This is a genomic window from Bartonella schoenbuchensis R1, from assembly GCF_002022685.1.
In the GTDB taxonomy this organism is placed as follows: domain Bacteria; phylum Pseudomonadota; class Alphaproteobacteria; order Rhizobiales; family Rhizobiaceae; genus Bartonella; species Bartonella schoenbuchensis.
The window spans coordinates 713,861-729,905 of sequence record NZ_CP019789.1 but is presented as its reverse complement, the minus strand read 5'-3'; the positions used below and the strand labels follow the sequence as shown (position 1 = coordinate 729,905).

16 protein-coding genes, 1 tRNA gene and 5 pseudogenes are annotated in these 16,045 nt (G+C 36.1%); 6 read left to right on the top strand and 16 right to left on the bottom strand.

What is annotated here, in order from left to right:
- Positions 1-92: 92 nt before the first annotated feature.
- A pseudogene (locus tag BscR1v2_RS02990) lies at positions 93-580 on the bottom strand (hypothetical protein).
- Positions 581-728: 148 nt separating this feature from the next.
- Positions 729-1,907 carry an alpha/beta hydrolase gene (locus BscR1v2_RS02985; protein WP_078690304.1) on the bottom strand — a complete coding sequence of 393 codons (1,179 nt, stop codon included), beginning with the start codon at positions 1,905-1,907 and terminating at the stop codon, positions 729-731.
- A 374-nt stretch (positions 1,908-2,281) separates the two neighbouring features.
- Between BscR1v2_RS02985 and BscR1v2_RS02980 the strand changes: the two are divergent.
- A pseudogene (locus BscR1v2_RS02980) lies at positions 2,282-2,718 on the top strand (Arm DNA-binding domain-containing protein); the annotation flags it as partial.
- 20 nt (positions 2,719-2,738) lie between these two features.
- Here the strand turns inward: BscR1v2_RS02980 and BscR1v2_RS02975 are convergent.
- Both BscR1v2_RS02975 and BscR1v2_RS08490 read right to left on the bottom strand, forming a co-directional pair.
- A complete protein-coding gene (locus tag BscR1v2_RS02975) occupies positions 2,739-3,239 on the bottom strand; it encodes a phage major tail tube protein (protein ID WP_078689697.1) in 501 nt (166 codons plus the stop codon).
- Positions 3,239-3,969, bottom strand: a pseudogene (locus BscR1v2_RS08490) (phage tail sheath protein); the annotation flags it as partial. The pseudogene BscR1v2_RS08490 and the gene BscR1v2_RS02975, both read right to left, overlap by 1 nt.
- Here BscR1v2_RS08490 and BscR1v2_RS08185 point away from each other — a divergent pair.
- Positions 3,964-4,158: pseudogene (locus tag BscR1v2_RS08185) on the top strand (helix-turn-helix transcriptional regulator). The pseudogenes BscR1v2_RS08490 and BscR1v2_RS08185 sit on opposite strands and share 6 nt — an antisense overlap.
- A 109-nt stretch (positions 4,159-4,267) precedes the next feature.
- Here the strand turns inward: BscR1v2_RS08185 and BscR1v2_RS02970 are convergent.
- Positions 4,268-4,352: transfer RNA gene (locus BscR1v2_RS02970), tRNA-Leu, on the bottom strand.
- A 145-nt stretch (positions 4,353-4,497) separates the two neighbouring features.
- Entirely contained in the window at positions 4,498-5,118 is a 621-nt protein-coding gene (gene folE, locus BscR1v2_RS02965; RefSeq protein ID WP_078689696.1) for a GTP cyclohydrolase I FolE, read from the bottom strand.
- Between the two features lie 125 nt (positions 5,119-5,243).
- Between folE and BscR1v2_RS02960 the strand changes: the two genes are divergently transcribed.
- The 3 genes from BscR1v2_RS02960 (at position 5,244) to thrS (ending at position 8,118) form a co-directional block, all read left to right on the top strand.
- A complete protein-coding gene (locus BscR1v2_RS02960) occupies positions 5,244-5,681 on the top strand; it encodes an iron-sulfur cluster assembly scaffold protein (protein WP_010703703.1) in 438 nt (145 codons plus the stop codon).
- A complete protein-coding gene (yidD, locus tag BscR1v2_RS02955; RefSeq protein ID WP_078689695.1) occupies positions 5,674-6,018 on the top strand; it encodes a membrane protein insertion efficiency factor YidD in 345 nt (114 codons plus the stop codon). Before BscR1v2_RS02960 ends, yidD begins: the two co-directional genes overlap by 8 nt.
- Before the next feature lie 120 nt (positions 6,019-6,138).
- On the top strand, positions 6,139-8,118 hold the full coding sequence (thrS, locus tag BscR1v2_RS02950) for a threonine--tRNA ligase (protein WP_078689694.1): 1,980 nt from the start codon (positions 6,139-6,141) through the stop codon (positions 8,116-8,118).
- 40 nt (positions 8,119-8,158) lie between these two features.
- Here thrS and BscR1v2_RS02945 read toward each other — a convergent pair whose 3' ends face one another.
- The 5 genes and pseudogenes from BscR1v2_RS02945 to BscR1v2_RS02925 all read right to left on the bottom strand — a co-directional run bounded on the left by BscR1v2_RS02945 (position 8,159) and on the right by BscR1v2_RS02925 (position 12,060).
- A complete protein-coding gene (locus BscR1v2_RS02945; RefSeq protein WP_078689693.1) occupies positions 8,159-8,677 on the bottom strand; it encodes a MerR family transcriptional regulator in 519 nt (172 codons plus the stop codon).
- 208 nt (positions 8,678-8,885) lie between these two features.
- Positions 8,886-9,197, bottom strand: a complete 312-nt coding sequence (locus tag BscR1v2_RS02940; RefSeq protein ID WP_078689692.1) for an integration host factor subunit alpha — start codon at positions 9,195-9,197, stop codon at positions 8,886-8,888.
- 75 nt (positions 9,198-9,272) lie between these two features.
- Positions 9,273-10,245: pseudogene (locus tag BscR1v2_RS02935) on the bottom strand (beta-ketoacyl-ACP synthase III).
- A 93-nt stretch (positions 10,246-10,338) separates the two neighbouring features.
- The gene (gene plsX, locus BscR1v2_RS02930; RefSeq protein ID WP_078689691.1) at positions 10,339-11,367 is read right to left on the bottom strand and encodes a phosphate acyltransferase PlsX; all 1,029 of its coding nucleotides are present in this window, start codon (positions 11,365-11,367) and stop codon (positions 10,339-10,341) included.
- Positions 11,368-11,502: 135 nt separating this feature from the next.
- Positions 11,503-12,060: a YceD family protein gene (locus BscR1v2_RS02925; protein WP_078689690.1), complete on the bottom strand. Its 558-nt coding sequence runs from the start codon at positions 12,058-12,060 to the stop codon at positions 11,503-11,505.
- Between the two features lie 214 nt (positions 12,061-12,274).
- Here BscR1v2_RS02925 and BscR1v2_RS02920 point away from each other — a divergent pair, with 214 nt between their 5' ends.
- A complete protein-coding gene (locus tag BscR1v2_RS02920) occupies positions 12,275-12,748 on the top strand; it encodes an outer membrane protein assembly factor BamE (protein WP_078689689.1) in 474 nt (157 codons plus the stop codon).
- Positions 12,749-12,825: 77 nt separating this feature from the next.
- Here BscR1v2_RS02920 and nusB read toward each other — a convergent pair whose 3' ends face one another.
- The 5 genes from nusB to nrdR form a co-directional block, all read right to left on the bottom strand.
- Positions 12,826-13,296, bottom strand: a complete 471-nt coding sequence (gene nusB, locus BscR1v2_RS02915) for a transcription antitermination factor NusB (RefSeq protein WP_078689688.1) — start codon at positions 13,294-13,296, stop codon at positions 12,826-12,828.
- Between the two features lie 2 nt (positions 13,297-13,298).
- The gene (locus tag BscR1v2_RS02910) at positions 13,299-13,757 is read right to left on the bottom strand and encodes a 6,7-dimethyl-8-ribityllumazine synthase (RefSeq protein WP_078690303.1); all 459 of its coding nucleotides are present in this window, start codon (positions 13,755-13,757) and stop codon (positions 13,299-13,301) included.
- Positions 13,758-13,842: 85 nt separating this feature from the next.
- The gene (locus BscR1v2_RS02905; protein WP_078689687.1) at positions 13,843-14,460 is read right to left on the bottom strand and encodes a riboflavin synthase; all 618 of its coding nucleotides are present in this window, start codon (positions 14,458-14,460) and stop codon (positions 13,843-13,845) included.
- Positions 14,442-15,566 (bottom strand): bifunctional diaminohydroxyphosphoribosylaminopyrimidine deaminase/5-amino-6-(5-phosphoribosylamino)uracil reductase RibD, encoded by a 1,125-nt coding sequence (gene ribD / locus BscR1v2_RS02900; protein WP_078689686.1) that lies wholly within the window; start codon positions 15,564-15,566, stop codon positions 14,442-14,444. Before ribD ends, BscR1v2_RS02905 begins: the two co-directional genes overlap by 19 nt.
- Positions 15,559-16,041 carry a transcriptional regulator NrdR gene (gene nrdR, locus BscR1v2_RS02895; protein WP_010703690.1) on the bottom strand — a complete coding sequence of 161 codons (483 nt, stop codon included), beginning with the start codon at positions 16,039-16,041 and terminating at the stop codon, positions 15,559-15,561. Before nrdR ends, ribD begins: the two co-directional genes overlap by 8 nt.
- Positions 16,042-16,045: the final 4 nt, after the last annotated feature.

Sequence of the window (16,045 nt, the reverse complement as noted above, 5' to 3'; positions counted from 1 at the left end):
ATTTTCTATTTTGGTAACCGAAAAAATTGAAACTTCATCACAAAGCAGAAATCTCAATCTAGAAAGCATTTTAGTTCTAATTTTATGCAATCTTACTCTTCAAAGAGATGCGGATTTTCAAAAGAAAGCTTTTCTCGTGCTTTTTGTAATCGTTTAATGACTTCATCAATTTTTGACGTAGAACAAGAAGATTCTTGATTATTTAATAGAGATTGTTTCTCTCTACCTTCACAAAAACACTGCATTTGAGATTGAAGTGTTCTAATTTCTTGAAATAAAAAACGACTCGTTTCTTTAAAATTATTATTCAATGAAAATAGTTGATCAGAAATTGATATTAAAACTTGTTTTAAAAAACGCTCATGTTCTTGACGCTTGCGATATTCCAAAATAAGAGCATAACTCATCTCATCTAGCTGCTTTTTAGTAACATCAATTTGACGCAATAAATCTGGGCTTTTTCCCTTGCTATTTTTTTTACCTTCAAAAGCATAGCATAAACATCTAATAGCTTAACTGCAGAATAGGATAAATAATCAACTAATGTAGATGTGTTAACATAGTGCTTTTCTGTAACCATCACAAACTCACCTAATGACTGGTTTTACAAAATTATCCCACTATTCACTTTTACCTTATAAGACTATTCTAAAAAAAGTGCTAAAATACTTACAAAATATTGCCCTTAATTCATTTATAGTAGACATTATGCTTTCTAAGCCTCACATTTAATAATGAGTTAAAGGAGACAAAAGATGTATAGGTGCAGAAAGAATAAAGTCTGTTGTTTTCTTCAAAATATGACCACTATCAGCAAAAATCTCTTGACCAGGTGATAATTCCGTACCCTGCATAATCGCTGAAGCCAAAGACCCTTCCCTAGAAAGAGCCATTAATGTTGGAGAAGATGCAAATACACTATGCGCCCCACCATCAACATTAGAAAAATCTAAAACTGCTATTTTATTCTTGCGCAATATTTCAATACTTGAACCATCCCCTACGCGAGCATGCCCACCCGTAAGACGCCTTGATAAAGCGAGAGCTTTATCCTTGCGAGATACTAAAATAGCTGTTGGATGAGGTAATTTTTTAATATCATGAAGTTGGCGTTCAAATACATCAAGATCAATATCTGGTGCAGCCATTAAGAAGCTTGTAATACGGTAAATTGGTTTATACTTTTTCTGCAAAGCTAAAGTTCTAAATGCTTCCATGATAACGAAATTGCCCATAGAATGCGCAATAACCGAAATTTGATCAGCTGATGTTTCACTGATAACTGTTAAGAGCTCTATTAACCCGTCACGTGCAAAATTAGCACTATCACGATCATAAATATAAAAAGGCATGGATCCAGCAGAAGGCCACGAATAATGTACAGCAACTGTATCTAAAGAATAATCATAAGAAAATTGAGCTGTGCGGAATGTGCCATCTGCAAAATTATTATTATAACCATGAATAAAAAGAAAAATTTCTTTTTTTCCTTTTGGCTTTTTGGCTAATGCAAGATTTAATTGCTGTTTAAACCGTTCTTTATTGTCATATTGTTGCAAAGCCACTGCTGTAAAATATTTATCAAGACTGGGTTTATATGCGTTTTTTTCAACGATACCCTTCATATGCTGTTGAGGAATTCCTACATCAACGCGATTGTAATACACTCTATTTGATCGCTCTGCCCCATAAGGTTGAGAATAATTGTCTTGGGCCCTGCGACTTGTTGCAACATACACTGGAACAATAGCTTTCGGAGAAATTAATCCACCTTCAACTTCTCGTTGCGTAACAATCATAGATGGTGTTGCATTTATCCCATGCCAAAGCACAGCACGCTGATTGGTACACGCTACGAGCAAAGTGGTGCAAATAAAAAATATTACGCATTTTAAAAATATTTTCATTACAACACCACCCAATCTTATTAAAAAAAGAGCTCACGCTTTAAGTTTATAATAAAAAATGACTCTTCACAAACTTAAACAGAATTACTATTAGAAATGTATTATAACAAAAATAGATAAAGAAGGAATTTTTGTGTTCATCCACACTTCCACAATAATAAAAGAAAATACAAATAGTAATAATAAAGAATATAAATAATACTACGAGAAGGCAAAGCAGGCTTTAACAATATGAATCCAATTATATAAAATGGTGCAAAGACGTGCTGTTGTGTATAACGTTTTATCATTCAATAAAAAAATTAATTGTTAAAGAAAAAACCTCATATCAAAAATTAAAAATGGACTAAAAAGTGATCAAGAAAGAGGATTAAGTGAGGGCAATTCATAGGCTATCAGCATCGTTTATAAAGACATCTCCTCAGGGCAAGCATTGTGACGGAGCAGGTTTGTGGTTGAATGTTCGAAAAGACAATACACGCGCTTGGTTTTTTCGTTACACCTACCGCAATAAACGCCGTTGGGGCTTGGTTCTGTTACAAAAATTTCTTTAAAAGAAGCACGCGAGCTTGCTAAACATTATAGCGATATTCTTAAAAGTGGCAATGATCCTATTGTGTTTCGAGAACAAAGCATTTTAAAGCAGCAAAGCAATGTTTTTCAAGAAATTGCTCAAGCAGCTTTTGAGAGTAAAAAAGCTGAGTTAAAAAATGAAGGCAAAAACGGTCGTTGGTTTTCTCCACTAGAGTTACACGTTATTCCACATATAGGTAATCTTCCCATAGAAAAATTAACAGCGAATATTATTCAATTTTTGGTTCTGTAATCATTTTACAATCCTAAAAGTTCTCTATATTCTGCTAATTGATCAACGCCATTGAATTTTCTCACCATGTTGGGACCATCAATCTCAACGATTTCCTTGTCATTTTGAACATATTTGAAATAATGCAACCTATAATCAATCACTGTGGTAGGCTTATTAAAATCATAGCTACCTTTACAGCCCGTGCAACATCCACGTATAGAGATTGCAACCCCTTCTTCTGACGTTCCCCGTACTTGCATTGTACCACGCAGAGAAATACCAATATCGTATTTACTTAAAGCATCCAGAAGTTCTTTAGAACAATCTGCAATAGTCATAGAAAGTGTGAGTGGCTCCATTCCCATCTCAATAGGAATGGGGGCATCCATGCCTCCTCCACGGAAATATTCAAAGACGAATTTTAAACTTGGTAAAGTAACCTTTTCACATTTTTCTCGATAGGGAATCCCATCAACATAAATATTAAGACGCTTCAAATCTCTTGGTAATGGAGGTGCAATCATTAAAAGATCTCCTTTATGTAATCACTGATAATACGTGAACAAAACATGATATGTTCTGTTGACGTTGTTGGTCGGAATTCGACATCAAAATAGATTTTTTTTGCTTTCAATAGCGCTTATTAAGTTCTGTGTTAGTATAATAATCCCCTTCAATGTGACGCCTTGCGCTTTTAAATCACGCTAATAGATATTAATACTTTCATTTATATCGTTTATATAAGTTTTGGAGATGTTCAAAACAACCCCTATACCCATGCAAAATAGCGTCATTGATCATATCTGCAGTTCTCAACATTGATATAAAAGCAAATTTTGGATCTCTAATGAAAGCGTACGATTACCTCATAAGCGATAGCTATTTTCACGAATGATTGTTGTGATACGGCTCTCTTTGAGCAAATTAACGACTAGAACTGTCACCAATGGCAAAATCAATTAGCTGTGTTGTGCCACTAATGCCATTGATCACTTTGTTTGAAAGAGAATTTCAAAAACCAAAGAGTGAAATCTATTTTAGCAATAATACCCGCAGCTGCTGAAATTTCTTGTTCTTGTGAAATTTTTCCTTCACGAACAACACTTACAAATAGCTCAGCTATAATGGCATGTTTGGAATCAAAATCTCTGCTAGCTTCAATCGCTTTTTCATCCGTTGTGTTTGACCATTAATTACAACAATAGCACACAAGTGCTCGGCAATACCAATCAGCTCTACCGCTACGAGATTAGATTAATATTTTATGATGGCGATAGATATGTCACGACACGTGAATGTACACAGCTTTCAGCATATCAATAACAAGGATTCGCAATTGGGTGATGAAAGGAGTATTCCCAAAATCATATAAGGCTAGGTAGGTCAGTAAGATGGAAAAAAGAGACCTTGGCATTTCTGTCAAAGACAATACGCTGTAAATAACAACAATTTAAGTAAAACCGTATAAACTCTAAAGGGTAAACTAAAAGATAGGCTAAAATTATCTAATTAAGTAAAAGTCTATATATTTCAACATGTTAAATAAATAAAATGGTGCGGTCGAGAAGACTCGAACTTCCACGGGTTGCCCCACAGCGACCTCAACGCTGCGCGTCTACCAATTCCGCCACGACCGCACATGGTAGAGGCCAAATACATTACACTTTGGGGGATTTAACAAATCATAAAGCGCGATACAAGCCCATTTTCGTGTTTTTATAACTTATTTTACTCAACTACCACAGTATATTTTAGACACAAACCGCCAAACTCCGCACTTTATCATAACTGGCGAAGTACCATCATTAAATTAGCCTGCGCAACTTGATCTTCTTTATAAGAGCCATGAAAACTTGTTGTAATTGTTGTAGCTCCTTGCTTTCGTATCCCTCTCATAGCCATGCACATATGTTCAGCTTCAATGACCACTGCAACACCGCGGGGTTTTAGATGTGTTTTTAGAGCATTAGCCACTTGAGCTGTCATGGCTTCTTGTGTTTGCAAACGGCGAGAAAAAACATCTATGACACGTGCAATTTTTGAAAGACCAACAATTTTTGTATCGGGAAGGTAGGCGATATGAGCTTTACCAACAATTGGAAGAACATGATGCTCACAATGTGAATAAAAACTAATATCCTTCATAATTATCGGCTCATTATAACCTGAAACTTCTTCAAAAACTGTTCCTAAAATCTCCTCAACTGATTCATCATAACCAGAAAAAAGTTCACTATACACTTTAGCAACACGTTTGGGAGTATTTAAAAGCCCTTCTCGATCTGGATTTTCCCCTACCCATAACAACAACGTACGAACCGCTGCTTCCACTTCTTTAAAACTAGGACGCTTTTTCTCAGATAGAGAAAGATCTTTAGCGATTCCTTTCGTAGGACTATGCATTTAAAAAACTCCAGCTTATTATGTATAAAATAATTTAATACACATTATTTATTTTATAATAATCTTTACGCAAGTGAATTAAAAGCTTGAATAGTGAAAACTCTTAAAATTCCAAGCAACAGCTCATGATGGACAACATTTATAGCGATAAAATTCTTGAATATGCTGCCCATATAAGTAAAATTGGGCGTCTTAATAATCCTGATGCAACGTCAAAAAAACATGCACGTCTTTGCGGATCAACAGTTCTTGTGGATTTAAAAGTAGACAATGATATTGTTATAGATTTTGCCCATGAAGTATATGCATGCGCACTTGGACAGGCTTCATCTTCTATTTTAGCGCATCATATTATTGGCAAAAAAATGCAAGATCTTAAAGCATTACGTGAAACTATCCTTTATATGTTAACAGAAAATGGCCCTCCTCCCCCAGCTCCATTTGAGGCATTTTCCTGTTTGCAACCCATTAAGGATTATAAAGAACGCCATGCTTCAACAATGCTTACCTTTGATGCAGTGGTAGATTGTATTGAACAAATTGAAGAAAAAATAAATGGTTAAATTACAGCCCAAACAAAAAAAAATACAAACTCGCAATTATACAGGTCCTTGGCGAAAAACACCCGGACGATTACTTGGTACTACGTTGATACGTCTTTATCAAATAACACTTTCCAGTTTGATTGGAAATCAATGTCGCCATCTTCCAACTTGCTCAGAATATGCCTATGAAGCGATTGCACGCTATGGTTTGTGGGCTGGTGCATGGATGGGCTTTTTTCGTATCATACGTTGTGGCCCATTTGGAACATATGGTTTTGATCCTGTACCAACTTCTCTTGATTACTCCTATAAACCTTGGCGCTATTGGAAAATTTCTGCTAAACATGATAAATAATTGCTTTTCTTTTTTTATGCATATTGATAGAAAATTAATCTACTAACTCTATCTGGCTATTGTTAAATTTTCACAAAACCATCCGCAATCGTTGGCGGAATTGGACTAAAGGGGTGTTTCATGTCTGACCTTATTTTTCTTTCTTTTCCTGACGGTTCAAAACGTGATTACCCCTCTGAAATGACAGGTTTAGAATTGGCCGAGTCTATTTCTAAATCACTCGCAAAAAAAGCAGTTGCCTATAGCCTTAACGGAATCATCCGAGACCTTTCAGATCCATTAGAACAATCTGGACAAGTGGAAATTATCACTCGCGACGATCCACGTGCACTTGAATTGATACGCCATGATTGTGCCCACGTTTTAGCTGAAGCAGTACAGGAACTGTTTCCTGAAACACAAGTTACAATTGGCCCCGTTATTGAAAATGGTTTTTATTATGATTTTGCACGTAAACAACCTTTTACGTTAGATGATCTCACCATTATTGAAAAAAAAATGCGTGAAATTATTCAACGAAACAAACCTTTCAGAAAAGAAATTTGGTCTCGTGAAAAAGCTAAGAAAATTTTTTCTGAAAAAAACGAATTGTATAAGGTTGAGATTATTGATGCTATCCCTGAAGATCAAGACGTAAAAGTTTATTATCAAGGAGATTGGTTTGATCTTTGTCGTGGTCCACATATGCAATCTACTGGCCAAATTGGCAATGCCTTCAAACTAATGAAAGTCGCAGGAGCTTATTGGCGTGGGGATGCCAATAATCCTATGTTAACGAGAATTTATGGTACAGCATTTGCTAACGAAAATGACCTAAAAGCCTATCTCCATACGCTAGAAGAAGCAGAAAAACGCGATCATCGCCGCTTAGGGCGTGAAATGGATTTATTTCATTTCCAAGAAGAAAGCCCAGGAATGATTTTCTGGCATCCAAAAGGTTGGAAAATGTTCCAAAATTTAATTAGCTATATGCGTCGCCGCCTTGATGATCATAAATATGACGAAGTTAACGCACCACAAGTTCTTGATAAATCACTTTGGGAAATATCAGGTCATTGGGGATGGTATAAAGAAAATATGTTTCAAACAACCCCAGCTGCTGATGATTGGGATGATCAATGTATTTACGCTCTCAAACCCATGAACTGCCCTGGTCATGTGCAAATTTTTAAACATGGTTTAAAGTCTTACAGAGATTTACCTATTAGACTTGCTGAGTTTGGTATTGTTCATCGTTATGAACCTTCAGGTTCTCTACATGGTCTTATGCGCGTTCGTAGCTTTACACAAGATGATGCACATATTTTTTGTACAGATGAACAATTAGCTGATGAATGTCTTAATATTAATGATTTAATTCTATCAACTTATGCAGATTTTGGTTTTGAAGAAATTAGTCTCAAATTTTCAACGCGTCCAGAAAAACGTGTCGGTTCTGACGAATTATGGGACCATTGTGAAGATATAATGTTATCTGTTCTTAAAACTATTGAGAAAAAATCAGAAGGACGTATTAAAACAAGCATTCTTCCAGGTGAAGGTGCATTTTATGGACCAAAATTTGAATATACATTGAAAGATGCTATTGGTCGCGAATGGCAATGTGGAACAACACAAGTAGACTTTAATCTACCTGAGCGTTTTGGAGCATTCTATATTGATAAAGATTCAGAAAAACGTCAGCCTGTTATGATTCATAGAGCTATTTTGGGATCAATGGAGCGTTTTCTTGGCATATTAATTGAAAATTTTTCTGGACATATGCCGCTTTGGCTTGCCCCTCAACAGGTTGTTGTTGCTCCAATCACATCTGAAGCAAATGAATATGCAGAAAAAATAACGAAAAAACTCAAAGCTATTGGCCTTTCAGCCACAGCAGACCTTCGTAATGAAAAAATTAATTATAAAATACGTGAACATTCTTTACAAAAAGTCCCTGTAATCCTTGTATGCGGTAAACGTGAATCTGAAACAAATAGTGTGAGTATGCGCCGTTTAGGAAGCACGGATCAGACTGTTTTATCTATAGAAGAAGTGATGAAACAACTCTCAAATGAAGCAACTCCCCCAGATTTACGCCGTTTAATAAATATTCAATAATGAAAGCAATTACAATATTAAATCTAGAATTGTTGAGCGCTTATCGTGCTCTATCAAGCATGCGTTTACATTCAATCAATTCGAAGAGTGTTTCCTGTAATAATGCTTTATCAGTCTTGTCTTGATGGCTTTTAACAGCACCAACAGATTCTTCTTCACCCTTCATAAACCCTAAAAGTCCAAACGCTGCCTTTTTTGACTTAGTTTTAGTGGATTCATTAATTTTGGTAGATTCAGATGTTTGTTCTGCACATTCTTTTTCTATTATAACATTCATGTCATCAAGATCGCTATTACCAAGCGCAATAACAAAAGAAGTGCCATTTTCTTTTAAAAGGCGTTGCACACCCTTTATAGTATAACCTTTTCCATAAAGTAATTGTTTAATACCATTGAGCAAATCAACATCAACAGGACGATAATAACGCCTTCCACCACCACGCTTTAGTGGCTTAATCTGAACAAAACGTGTTTCCCAAAATCTTAACACGTGCTGTGGTAGCCCCAGTAATTCTGCTACTTCGCTAATTGTCCGAAAAGCATCAGGGCTCTTGTCCATTTTGCAATACCTTATTTAAATTTAAATATTGTACTAATGATTTTATAATAACTGAATAAGTTCAAATTTCTTGCTAAGATTGATCAAAAATAGAGATTATCCTCAATTATATTTTAATACAAAATCTGTTACTTAAACAGAAAAAATTACCCATATTAAATTCTTTATCAAACCTCAGATATTTAAAATATCGCTTATTTGCACGGATTTACTTCTGCTTTGCACGATGAGCATCTAAAATTCTTTTTTTCAGTATATTCGCAGCTTTAAATGTTACCACACGCCGTGGTGGAATAGGTGCTTCAATACCTGTTTTGGGATTGCGCCCAATTCGTTCACTTTTACTACGGACCTGAAAAGTTGCAAAAGAAGATAATTTAACCACTTCATCCTTTACAAGTGAATTGCAAATCTCATCCAAAATCAACTCAACCAAAGCTGACGATTCAGTATATGACAAGCCCACTTTCCTACAAACCGCACTAGCCAAATCTGCACGCGTTACTGTCTTACCTGTCATCATAACCACCTATTAAAATTTAAAGTTACAAAACGATTTATACGTTTTATTCAAATATGGTCAAGCCGCTATAATCTACCAACGAACAAGAATCGCCCCCAGGTAAATCCCCCCCCATGGCTTCTAACATAACGAGATCTCCCTTTTTAATTCTTCCATCTTGAACAGCAGTTGTTAAAGCTAATGGTACTGACGCTGCAGACGTATTACCATGTTGATCAACGGTCATCACAACTTTATCTAATGTGATCCCTAGCTTTTTAGCCGAGGCTTCAATAATGCGCCTATTAGCCTGATGAGGTACAAACCAATTTAATTGAGAAGAATTCATATTAACAGCTGCAAAACAATCATCAATCACATCGGTTATCATACCAACTGCATGTTTAAAAACCTCTCGTCCTTTCATGCGTAAATGACCTGTTGTTTGTGTAGTTGAAGGACCACCATCAACATATAATTTATCTACATATGCACCATTAGAGCGCAATTTTGCAGACAATATACCACTATCAACAATAACATTACCTTCAACTTCTTGCGCTTCCAAAATAGCTGCACCTGCACCATCACCAAATAAAACACATGTCGTACGATCTTGCCAATCTAAAATCCGAGAAAATGTCTCCGATCCAATTACTAAGATTCTTTTTGCTGCTCCGCAACGTAAATATACATCTCCTGTTGTCAATGCAAAAATAAAACCAGAACAAACAGCTTGAATATCAAAAGCAAAACCATGCTTCATTCCCAAAGCATGTTGAATTTCAACAGCAGAAGCAGGGAAAGTATGGTTAGGTGTTGAAGTAGCTAAAATAATACAATCAATATCTTCTATTGTCATGCCTGAATTTTCAAGTGCAGCTTGTGCAGCTGCTACCCCTAAAGAAACAGTTGTCTCATTTGTATCAGCAATGTAACGTTGGCGAATTCCTGTACGTTGAACAATCCACGAATCAGATGTCTCAACAAATTTGGTAATCTCATCATTCGATAAACTTCTTTTTGGTAAAGCACTTCCTACACCACATATAACTGATCGAATCATACAGTCCTCACCCTCTCTTAGAATTTTTTATCTCTACTACGAATACCGATCATATTGTTTGCGTATTAATTGACAGCTCTACCTTCATCATTTTCAAAGTGTCATTTTATTTTCATGAAAGTGTCGTAAATCTTCAACTATTTTTTTCAAAAGTTCATTATTTACCATTTCATAACCAATGCGAATAGCAGAAGCAAAACCGCCAGCATTAACACCACCATGACTTTTTATAACAATACCATTTAAACCTAAAAGCACACCACCATTAATCCGATCAGGATCTATTTTCTGTTTCAGTTGACGGAAAGCACCTCGAGACAAAATGTATCCAAGGCGCGAAAAAATAGAACGGCGCATAACAATATTTAAAAGCCCAGCTATTTGCCGTGCAGTTCCTTCTGCAACTTTTAAAGCAATATTACCGGAAAACCCCTCAGTGACAACCACATCGACTACCCCTTTTCCAATGTCATTGCCTTCAATAAATCCCTTATATTCTAACCCTTCTAATTGCACTTCACGCAATATTATTCCAGCTTTTTTGATTTCATCCAAGCCTTTTACCTCTTCAACACCTACATTCAAAAGTCCAACGCTTGGTTTTTCAACATTATATAAAGTACGAAACATACCGGCACCCATAACCGCTAAATCAACTAATTGATCAGCAGATGCACCAATTGTTGCACCAATATCCAGCACAATACTCTCCCCACGAAGAGTTGGCCAAATACCAGCAATTCCAGGACGGTTAGATTCTGCCATCATTTTTAAACAAAAATGAGACATTGCCATAAGTGCACCAGTATTGCCAGCAGAAACACAAGCATCAGCCTCGCCATTTTTTACAGCTTCAATTGCATGCCACATTGATGATTTACCGCGTCCAATGCGAAGCGCTTGGCTTGGCTTCTCATCCATACGTGTATAACTTTCTGTGTTATAAAATTGCGATGCTGCAACCAAATGAGGATATTTTTTTAAAATTGGCTTAACAACCTCTTCTATCCCATAAAACAAAAAATAAATATTTGGCAAATGTTTTTGCGCAACTGCTGCCCCCTCAATAGTAACCTCTGGGCCATAATCGCCACCCATGACATCTACAGAAATTCTAATCACACTTGCACATCCTATATTTAAATTCACACCGAAATTTTTCGTTATTTAACAAATCACAAAAATTATCACTACAACAGGCTTACAGAAATATTATCCCTTTAACCATATAGCAGGTGTTTTTTACATATTTTATAATCATTTCCATTCTTTCAAAACAGAAAACGGTGATGTTTTTTGTTCAATTTCTTCTGAATTTTTAACTAAACTCATATTATCATCTTCTTTGCGTGGATAATGATTAATCGATAGTTCAAAAAATTCTTCCATAACTGCACCTATGTCAATTTTATCGCCATAAAAAACTTCTGGTATATCTGGTCCATCTGCATCTAAAAGCAATTCCCTTGTATCCTTTGATACTTTTGGTTTAACCAAATTTGAATCTTCAGGAACAAACGTAATCTCAATATTCTCATGAAGAATATTTTCCAACGGCTCCAGTGTAATGACGCATGATTGTACTATATGTGCTTTCAATAAACCTTTTACATATACCCCACGCTTTTTCCACGGTAAAACATGAAACTCTCCTTCACAAGATTTCACTTCAAGTAAATCATGATTCTTGGCTAAATGCGCGCATTCTTGTTGATCTGCGCAAATACGAATTTTTACCCCCTTAGCAGACAATGAGCGTACTGACACTGGATAAGTCAGAGCAAACATCATTTGAGAAACATTTTTAACACTCATTGATAACTCCAAAATAAAAAAATGTAGTATATTGTAACTTCGTTTAATCAACATATTTTATAACTTTTAAAGCAGTTTTCTATAAAATTACTGATTTTATAACAGAAGAAACTCACTGTAAGCTATTGCAGATTATAGCAAATTAAGCTAAAAGTTGGAAAATCGCGGGTCACTTTCTTATCTATACTTATGTGTAAATGGAGATATCATTCAGATGCCTCACTTGGTAAATTTAATCAAACATAAATTATTGATTAGCTTATTTATAGCGAGTATGGCAGCGTTTGCTGGATGTAGTTCAATGCATTCTTTAACTTCAAGTCAAACCTATAAGGAAGGTTATGTTCTTGATCAAAATGCTCTCGATTCTGTTTCTGTTGGATCAAGTCAGGAGCAGGTTCTTTTAGCTCTAGGAACTCCCTCACTAAAAACAAAATATGATAACGAGGTTTTTTATTATATTTCACAGACTCGGTATCGCAAAATGCGGTTTATGAAAACCAAAATTATTGATCGTAAAGTCTTGGCTATTTATTTCAATAGAAATGGTCAGGTCGCAAGGATAGCCAATTATGGTCTACAAGATGGTCAAATATTTGATTTTATCACTCAAACAACACCAACAGGTGGTAGTGATCAGTCTTTTTTAATCCAAGTCGTTAAAGGCCCTGCCAATAATTCACGTTAATCAATTACCTCCCTGTAGTCTTAACTGAACTGACGTTTATAAAATTCTAATAATACTAGGATTTTATTTTATTATCCTTACAGGCGAATTTCTTTTGCTATTCTATCAAGAATTGCATTGACAAGTCTTGGCTCATCACCTTCAAAAAACGCTTTTGCTACATCAACATATTCACTTACAATAACGGCAGTGGGTATGTTCTTGTGATTCATTAGCTCCCATAAACCTGCACGCAAAATTGCACGTAAAATCGAATCAAGACGTGAAAGTGACCATTCTTCAGAAAGTTTTTGCTGAAGCATAGGGTCAAGTTGCTTTTGATTTTGTACAACACCAGCTATAACAGCTCGAAACCACTGAAAATCAGCATCAAGATATTGATCACCATCAATATCTTTTCCTAAACGATAAGCTTTATATTCAGCTGCTATTTCCCTAACACCAATGCCAACTATATCCATTTGATATAGCGCCTGCACTGCAGCAAGCCTTGCTACTCCGCGTTTATTAGCCAAATGCGAAGAATGTTTGCTTTTTATATCAACCATATTTAATGATTATCTCCAAATTTCTTCTTTAGAGCAATCATACATAAAGCAGCTTCAGCAGCAAAACCACCTTTATTCTTTTCACTCTGTTTAGCACGTGCCCATGCTTGTTCTTCATCCTCAACAGTCAAAATACCATTTCCAATAGCCAATTGCCTATGAAGAGTTAAATCCATTAATGCTCGACAAGAATTATCAGCAACAATTTCAAAATGGTATGTATCACCCCGAATAACACAACCAAGCGCTACATAACCATCATAGGGTATTTTATTGTTTTTTTCAGCAAAAGCTATTGCACCAGGTATTTCTAGTGCCCCTGGAACTGTTACAACATCATAACTTACTTCAGCTTTTTGTAAAACATTCACCGCACCTGCAAGAAGTTCATTTGAAATTTTATCGTAAAAGCGTGCTTCAACAATTAACAAATGTAACTTTTTATGTATTTTTTTTGTCACAACAAAACCCCCATCTAAAATCAATAAAGGACTCAAAGATTACATAACCATCAAACTTCAAAAACAATACAAAAATTTTTTCAGTTTACTTATCTTTCATTTTAAAATTAGAAAGCCTGGCAACATAACGAGCAAGCTGATCAACTTCTAAATTCACTTGGTCCCCCACTTTAGCCTGCCCCCATGTTGTCATTTCAAGTGTATGGCGAATAATAAGAACATCAAAAATATTATTTTCAATACAATTAACGGTTAGAGATGTACCGTTAAGCGCAATAGAACCTTTTTCTGCAATAAAAGGCGCTAACCGCATTGAAGCTTTTAAATAAAAACGAATTGCATCACCTTCATTTTTTTGATCAACGATCTCAGCCAAACCATCAACGTGACCAAAAACCAAATGCCCACCTATCTCATCACCAAGCCGCAATGAACGCTCCAAATTAACAAAAGTCCCTTTTGTCCATTGAGCAATATTAGTCAAACACAATGCTTCTTTCCATGCTTCTACAACAAAGCAATTAGCATTCGCTTGTTTTAGCTCACGTTCAATAACGGTTAGACAAATACCTGAACACGCAATTGATGCGCCAATTTCTATAGTCTCTACATCATAATGTGTAGAAATACTTAAGCGTATTCCTTGTTTTAAAGACTGAATGTCTTCAACACAACCGATATCTGTTACAATCCCTGTAAACATAATGTTTTGCGCCTCCATTTGCACAAACGATCATTTCCTAACATTTTCGTCTCAATTTCATTAAATTCTGAAAGATAAGTTGCAAAATGGGGAGCATCAATACGATCTGCACCTAAAATAACTGGTGCATGAAAACATATCAACTGATCCACACAACCAGCATTTAAAAAAATTTCTCCTGTCTTTGCTCCCCCCTCAAGCAAAATACTATTGATTCCACGCTGACAAAGCAGCTGTAAAATAGCAAAAGGCTGCATCAAATGAGCGCTCATTTCTATTGGAAATATACATACACCACACTGTTCTAGTGCTATTTTTTTACTTTTTTCTGCAAAAGTTGCATTACAAATAACCCATGTAGGGATTTTTGTCGCTGTTTGTATAACCTTTGCATCAAATGGAATACGTAAATTTGCGTCTAAAATAATACGTACAGGAGAGCGCATTTCAAGCCCAGGCAAACGGCAACTTAATTGTGGGTTATCTGCTAATATAGTACCAATACCAACCATAATAGCATCATTTTGAGCACGCAGAATATGAGTATATGTATGAGCTTGCGCCCCGCTAATTTCTACCCTCCCCTTCTTTTTTATTCCTATACCATTATCTGCAGAAATTGCCATTTTTAAAGTTACTTCACACCGCTGCAGTTTTTTTATGCATAAATAAGCACTTAACGTTTCAAAAGCCTCCCTAGCCAGAACTCCTTCAACGACTTCAATGCCAGCTGCACGTAAAAGAGCAATACCACGACCACAAACCCGTTTATCTGGATCAGTAAGTGCAATAACAACCCGAGAAATACCTGAATCAATAAGCGCATTTACACAAGGTGAAGTCTCACCATAATGTGAACAAGGCTCTAAAGTAACGTAAGCAGTAGCACCATGGGATAATGGGCCTGCCATTAATAAGGCTTGCACTTCAGCGTGTGGTCTTCCATGGATAGCTGTTACACCATAGCCGACAATGGATGCCTTTCCATCATCATCTCGGACAATTAGTGCGCCAACAGATGGGTTTTGTCCGGTAAGCCCGATGTGACGTTGTGCTAAACGAATGGCCGCGGCCATAAAGCGGTTATCTTGTGCTTCTTTATTCATCAAAATAAGATTTTACATCCGCCACGTCTTTTGAAAGTTCGTTTATAATATCATGAAAATCAGTTGCATTACGAAAGTCGCGATACACGGAAGCAAAACGAATATAAGCAATGTCATCAATGCTCTTCAACCATTCCATTACAAGATGCCCAATTTTTTCTGAAGCAATTTCGGGTTCCCCTAAATTTTCAAGCTGGCGTACAATACCCGAAATTGCTTGTTCAATATGATCAGGGTCAATATTACGCTTACGCACTGCCACATTAACTGATCTCATTAATTTATCACGGTCAAACGGTTCACGCCGACCACTTTTCTTAAAAACTGACAATTCACGTAACTGAATACGCTCAAAGGTCGTAAAACGACCACCACAAACAGAACACACACGTCGACGACGAATTACCGCGCCCTCTTCTGCAGGACGTGAATCTTTGACTTGTGTATCTTCATATTGACAGTAAGGGCAGCGCATCTTT

Coding starts and splice junctions, on each gene's coding strand:
- nusB (WP_078689688.1), bottom strand. CDS start 13,296: ATGGTTGATATAAAAAGCAAACATTCTTCGCATTTGGCTAATAAACGC.
- BscR1v2_RS02960 (WP_010703703.1), top strand. CDS start 5,244: ATGATGGACAACATTTATAGCGATAAAATTCTTGAATATGCTGCCCAT.
- yidD (WP_078689695.1), top strand. CDS start 5,674: ATGGTTAAATTACAGCCCAAACAAAAAAAAATACAAACTCGCAATTAT.
- BscR1v2_RS02975 (WP_078689697.1), bottom strand. CDS start 3,239: ATGATTGCACCTCCATTACCAAGAGATTTGAAGCGTCTTAATATTTAT.
- ribD (WP_078689686.1), bottom strand. CDS start 15,566: ATGAATAAAGAAGCACAAGATAACCGCTTTATGGCCGCGGCCATTCGT.
- BscR1v2_RS02940 (WP_078689692.1), bottom strand. CDS start 9,197: ATGACAGGTAAGACAGTAACGCGTGCAGATTTGGCTAGTGCGGTTTGT.
- BscR1v2_RS02925 (WP_078689690.1), bottom strand. CDS start 12,060: ATGAGTGTTAAAAATGTTTCTCAAATGATGTTTGCTCTGACTTATCCA.
- folE (WP_078689696.1), bottom strand. CDS start 5,118: ATGCATAGTCCTACGAAAGGAATCGCTAAAGATCTTTCTCTATCTGAG.
- thrS (WP_078689694.1), top strand. CDS start 6,139: ATGTCTGACCTTATTTTTCTTTCTTTTCCTGACGGTTCAAAACGTGAT.
- BscR1v2_RS02920 (WP_078689689.1), top strand. CDS start 12,275: ATGCCTCACTTGGTAAATTTAATCAAACATAAATTATTGATTAGCTTA.
- nrdR (WP_010703690.1), bottom strand. CDS start 16,041: ATGCGCTGCCCTTACTGTCAATATGAAGATACACAAGTCAAAGATTCA.
- BscR1v2_RS02905 (WP_078689687.1), bottom strand. CDS start 14,460: ATGTTTACAGGGATTGTAACAGATATCGGTTGTGTTGAAGACATTCAG.
- BscR1v2_RS02985 (WP_078690304.1), bottom strand. CDS start 1,907: ATGAAAATATTTTTAAAATGCGTAATATTTTTTATTTGCACCACTTTG.
- BscR1v2_RS02945 (WP_078689693.1), bottom strand. CDS start 8,677: ATGGACAAGAGCCCTGATGCTTTTCGGACAATTAGCGAAGTAGCAGAA.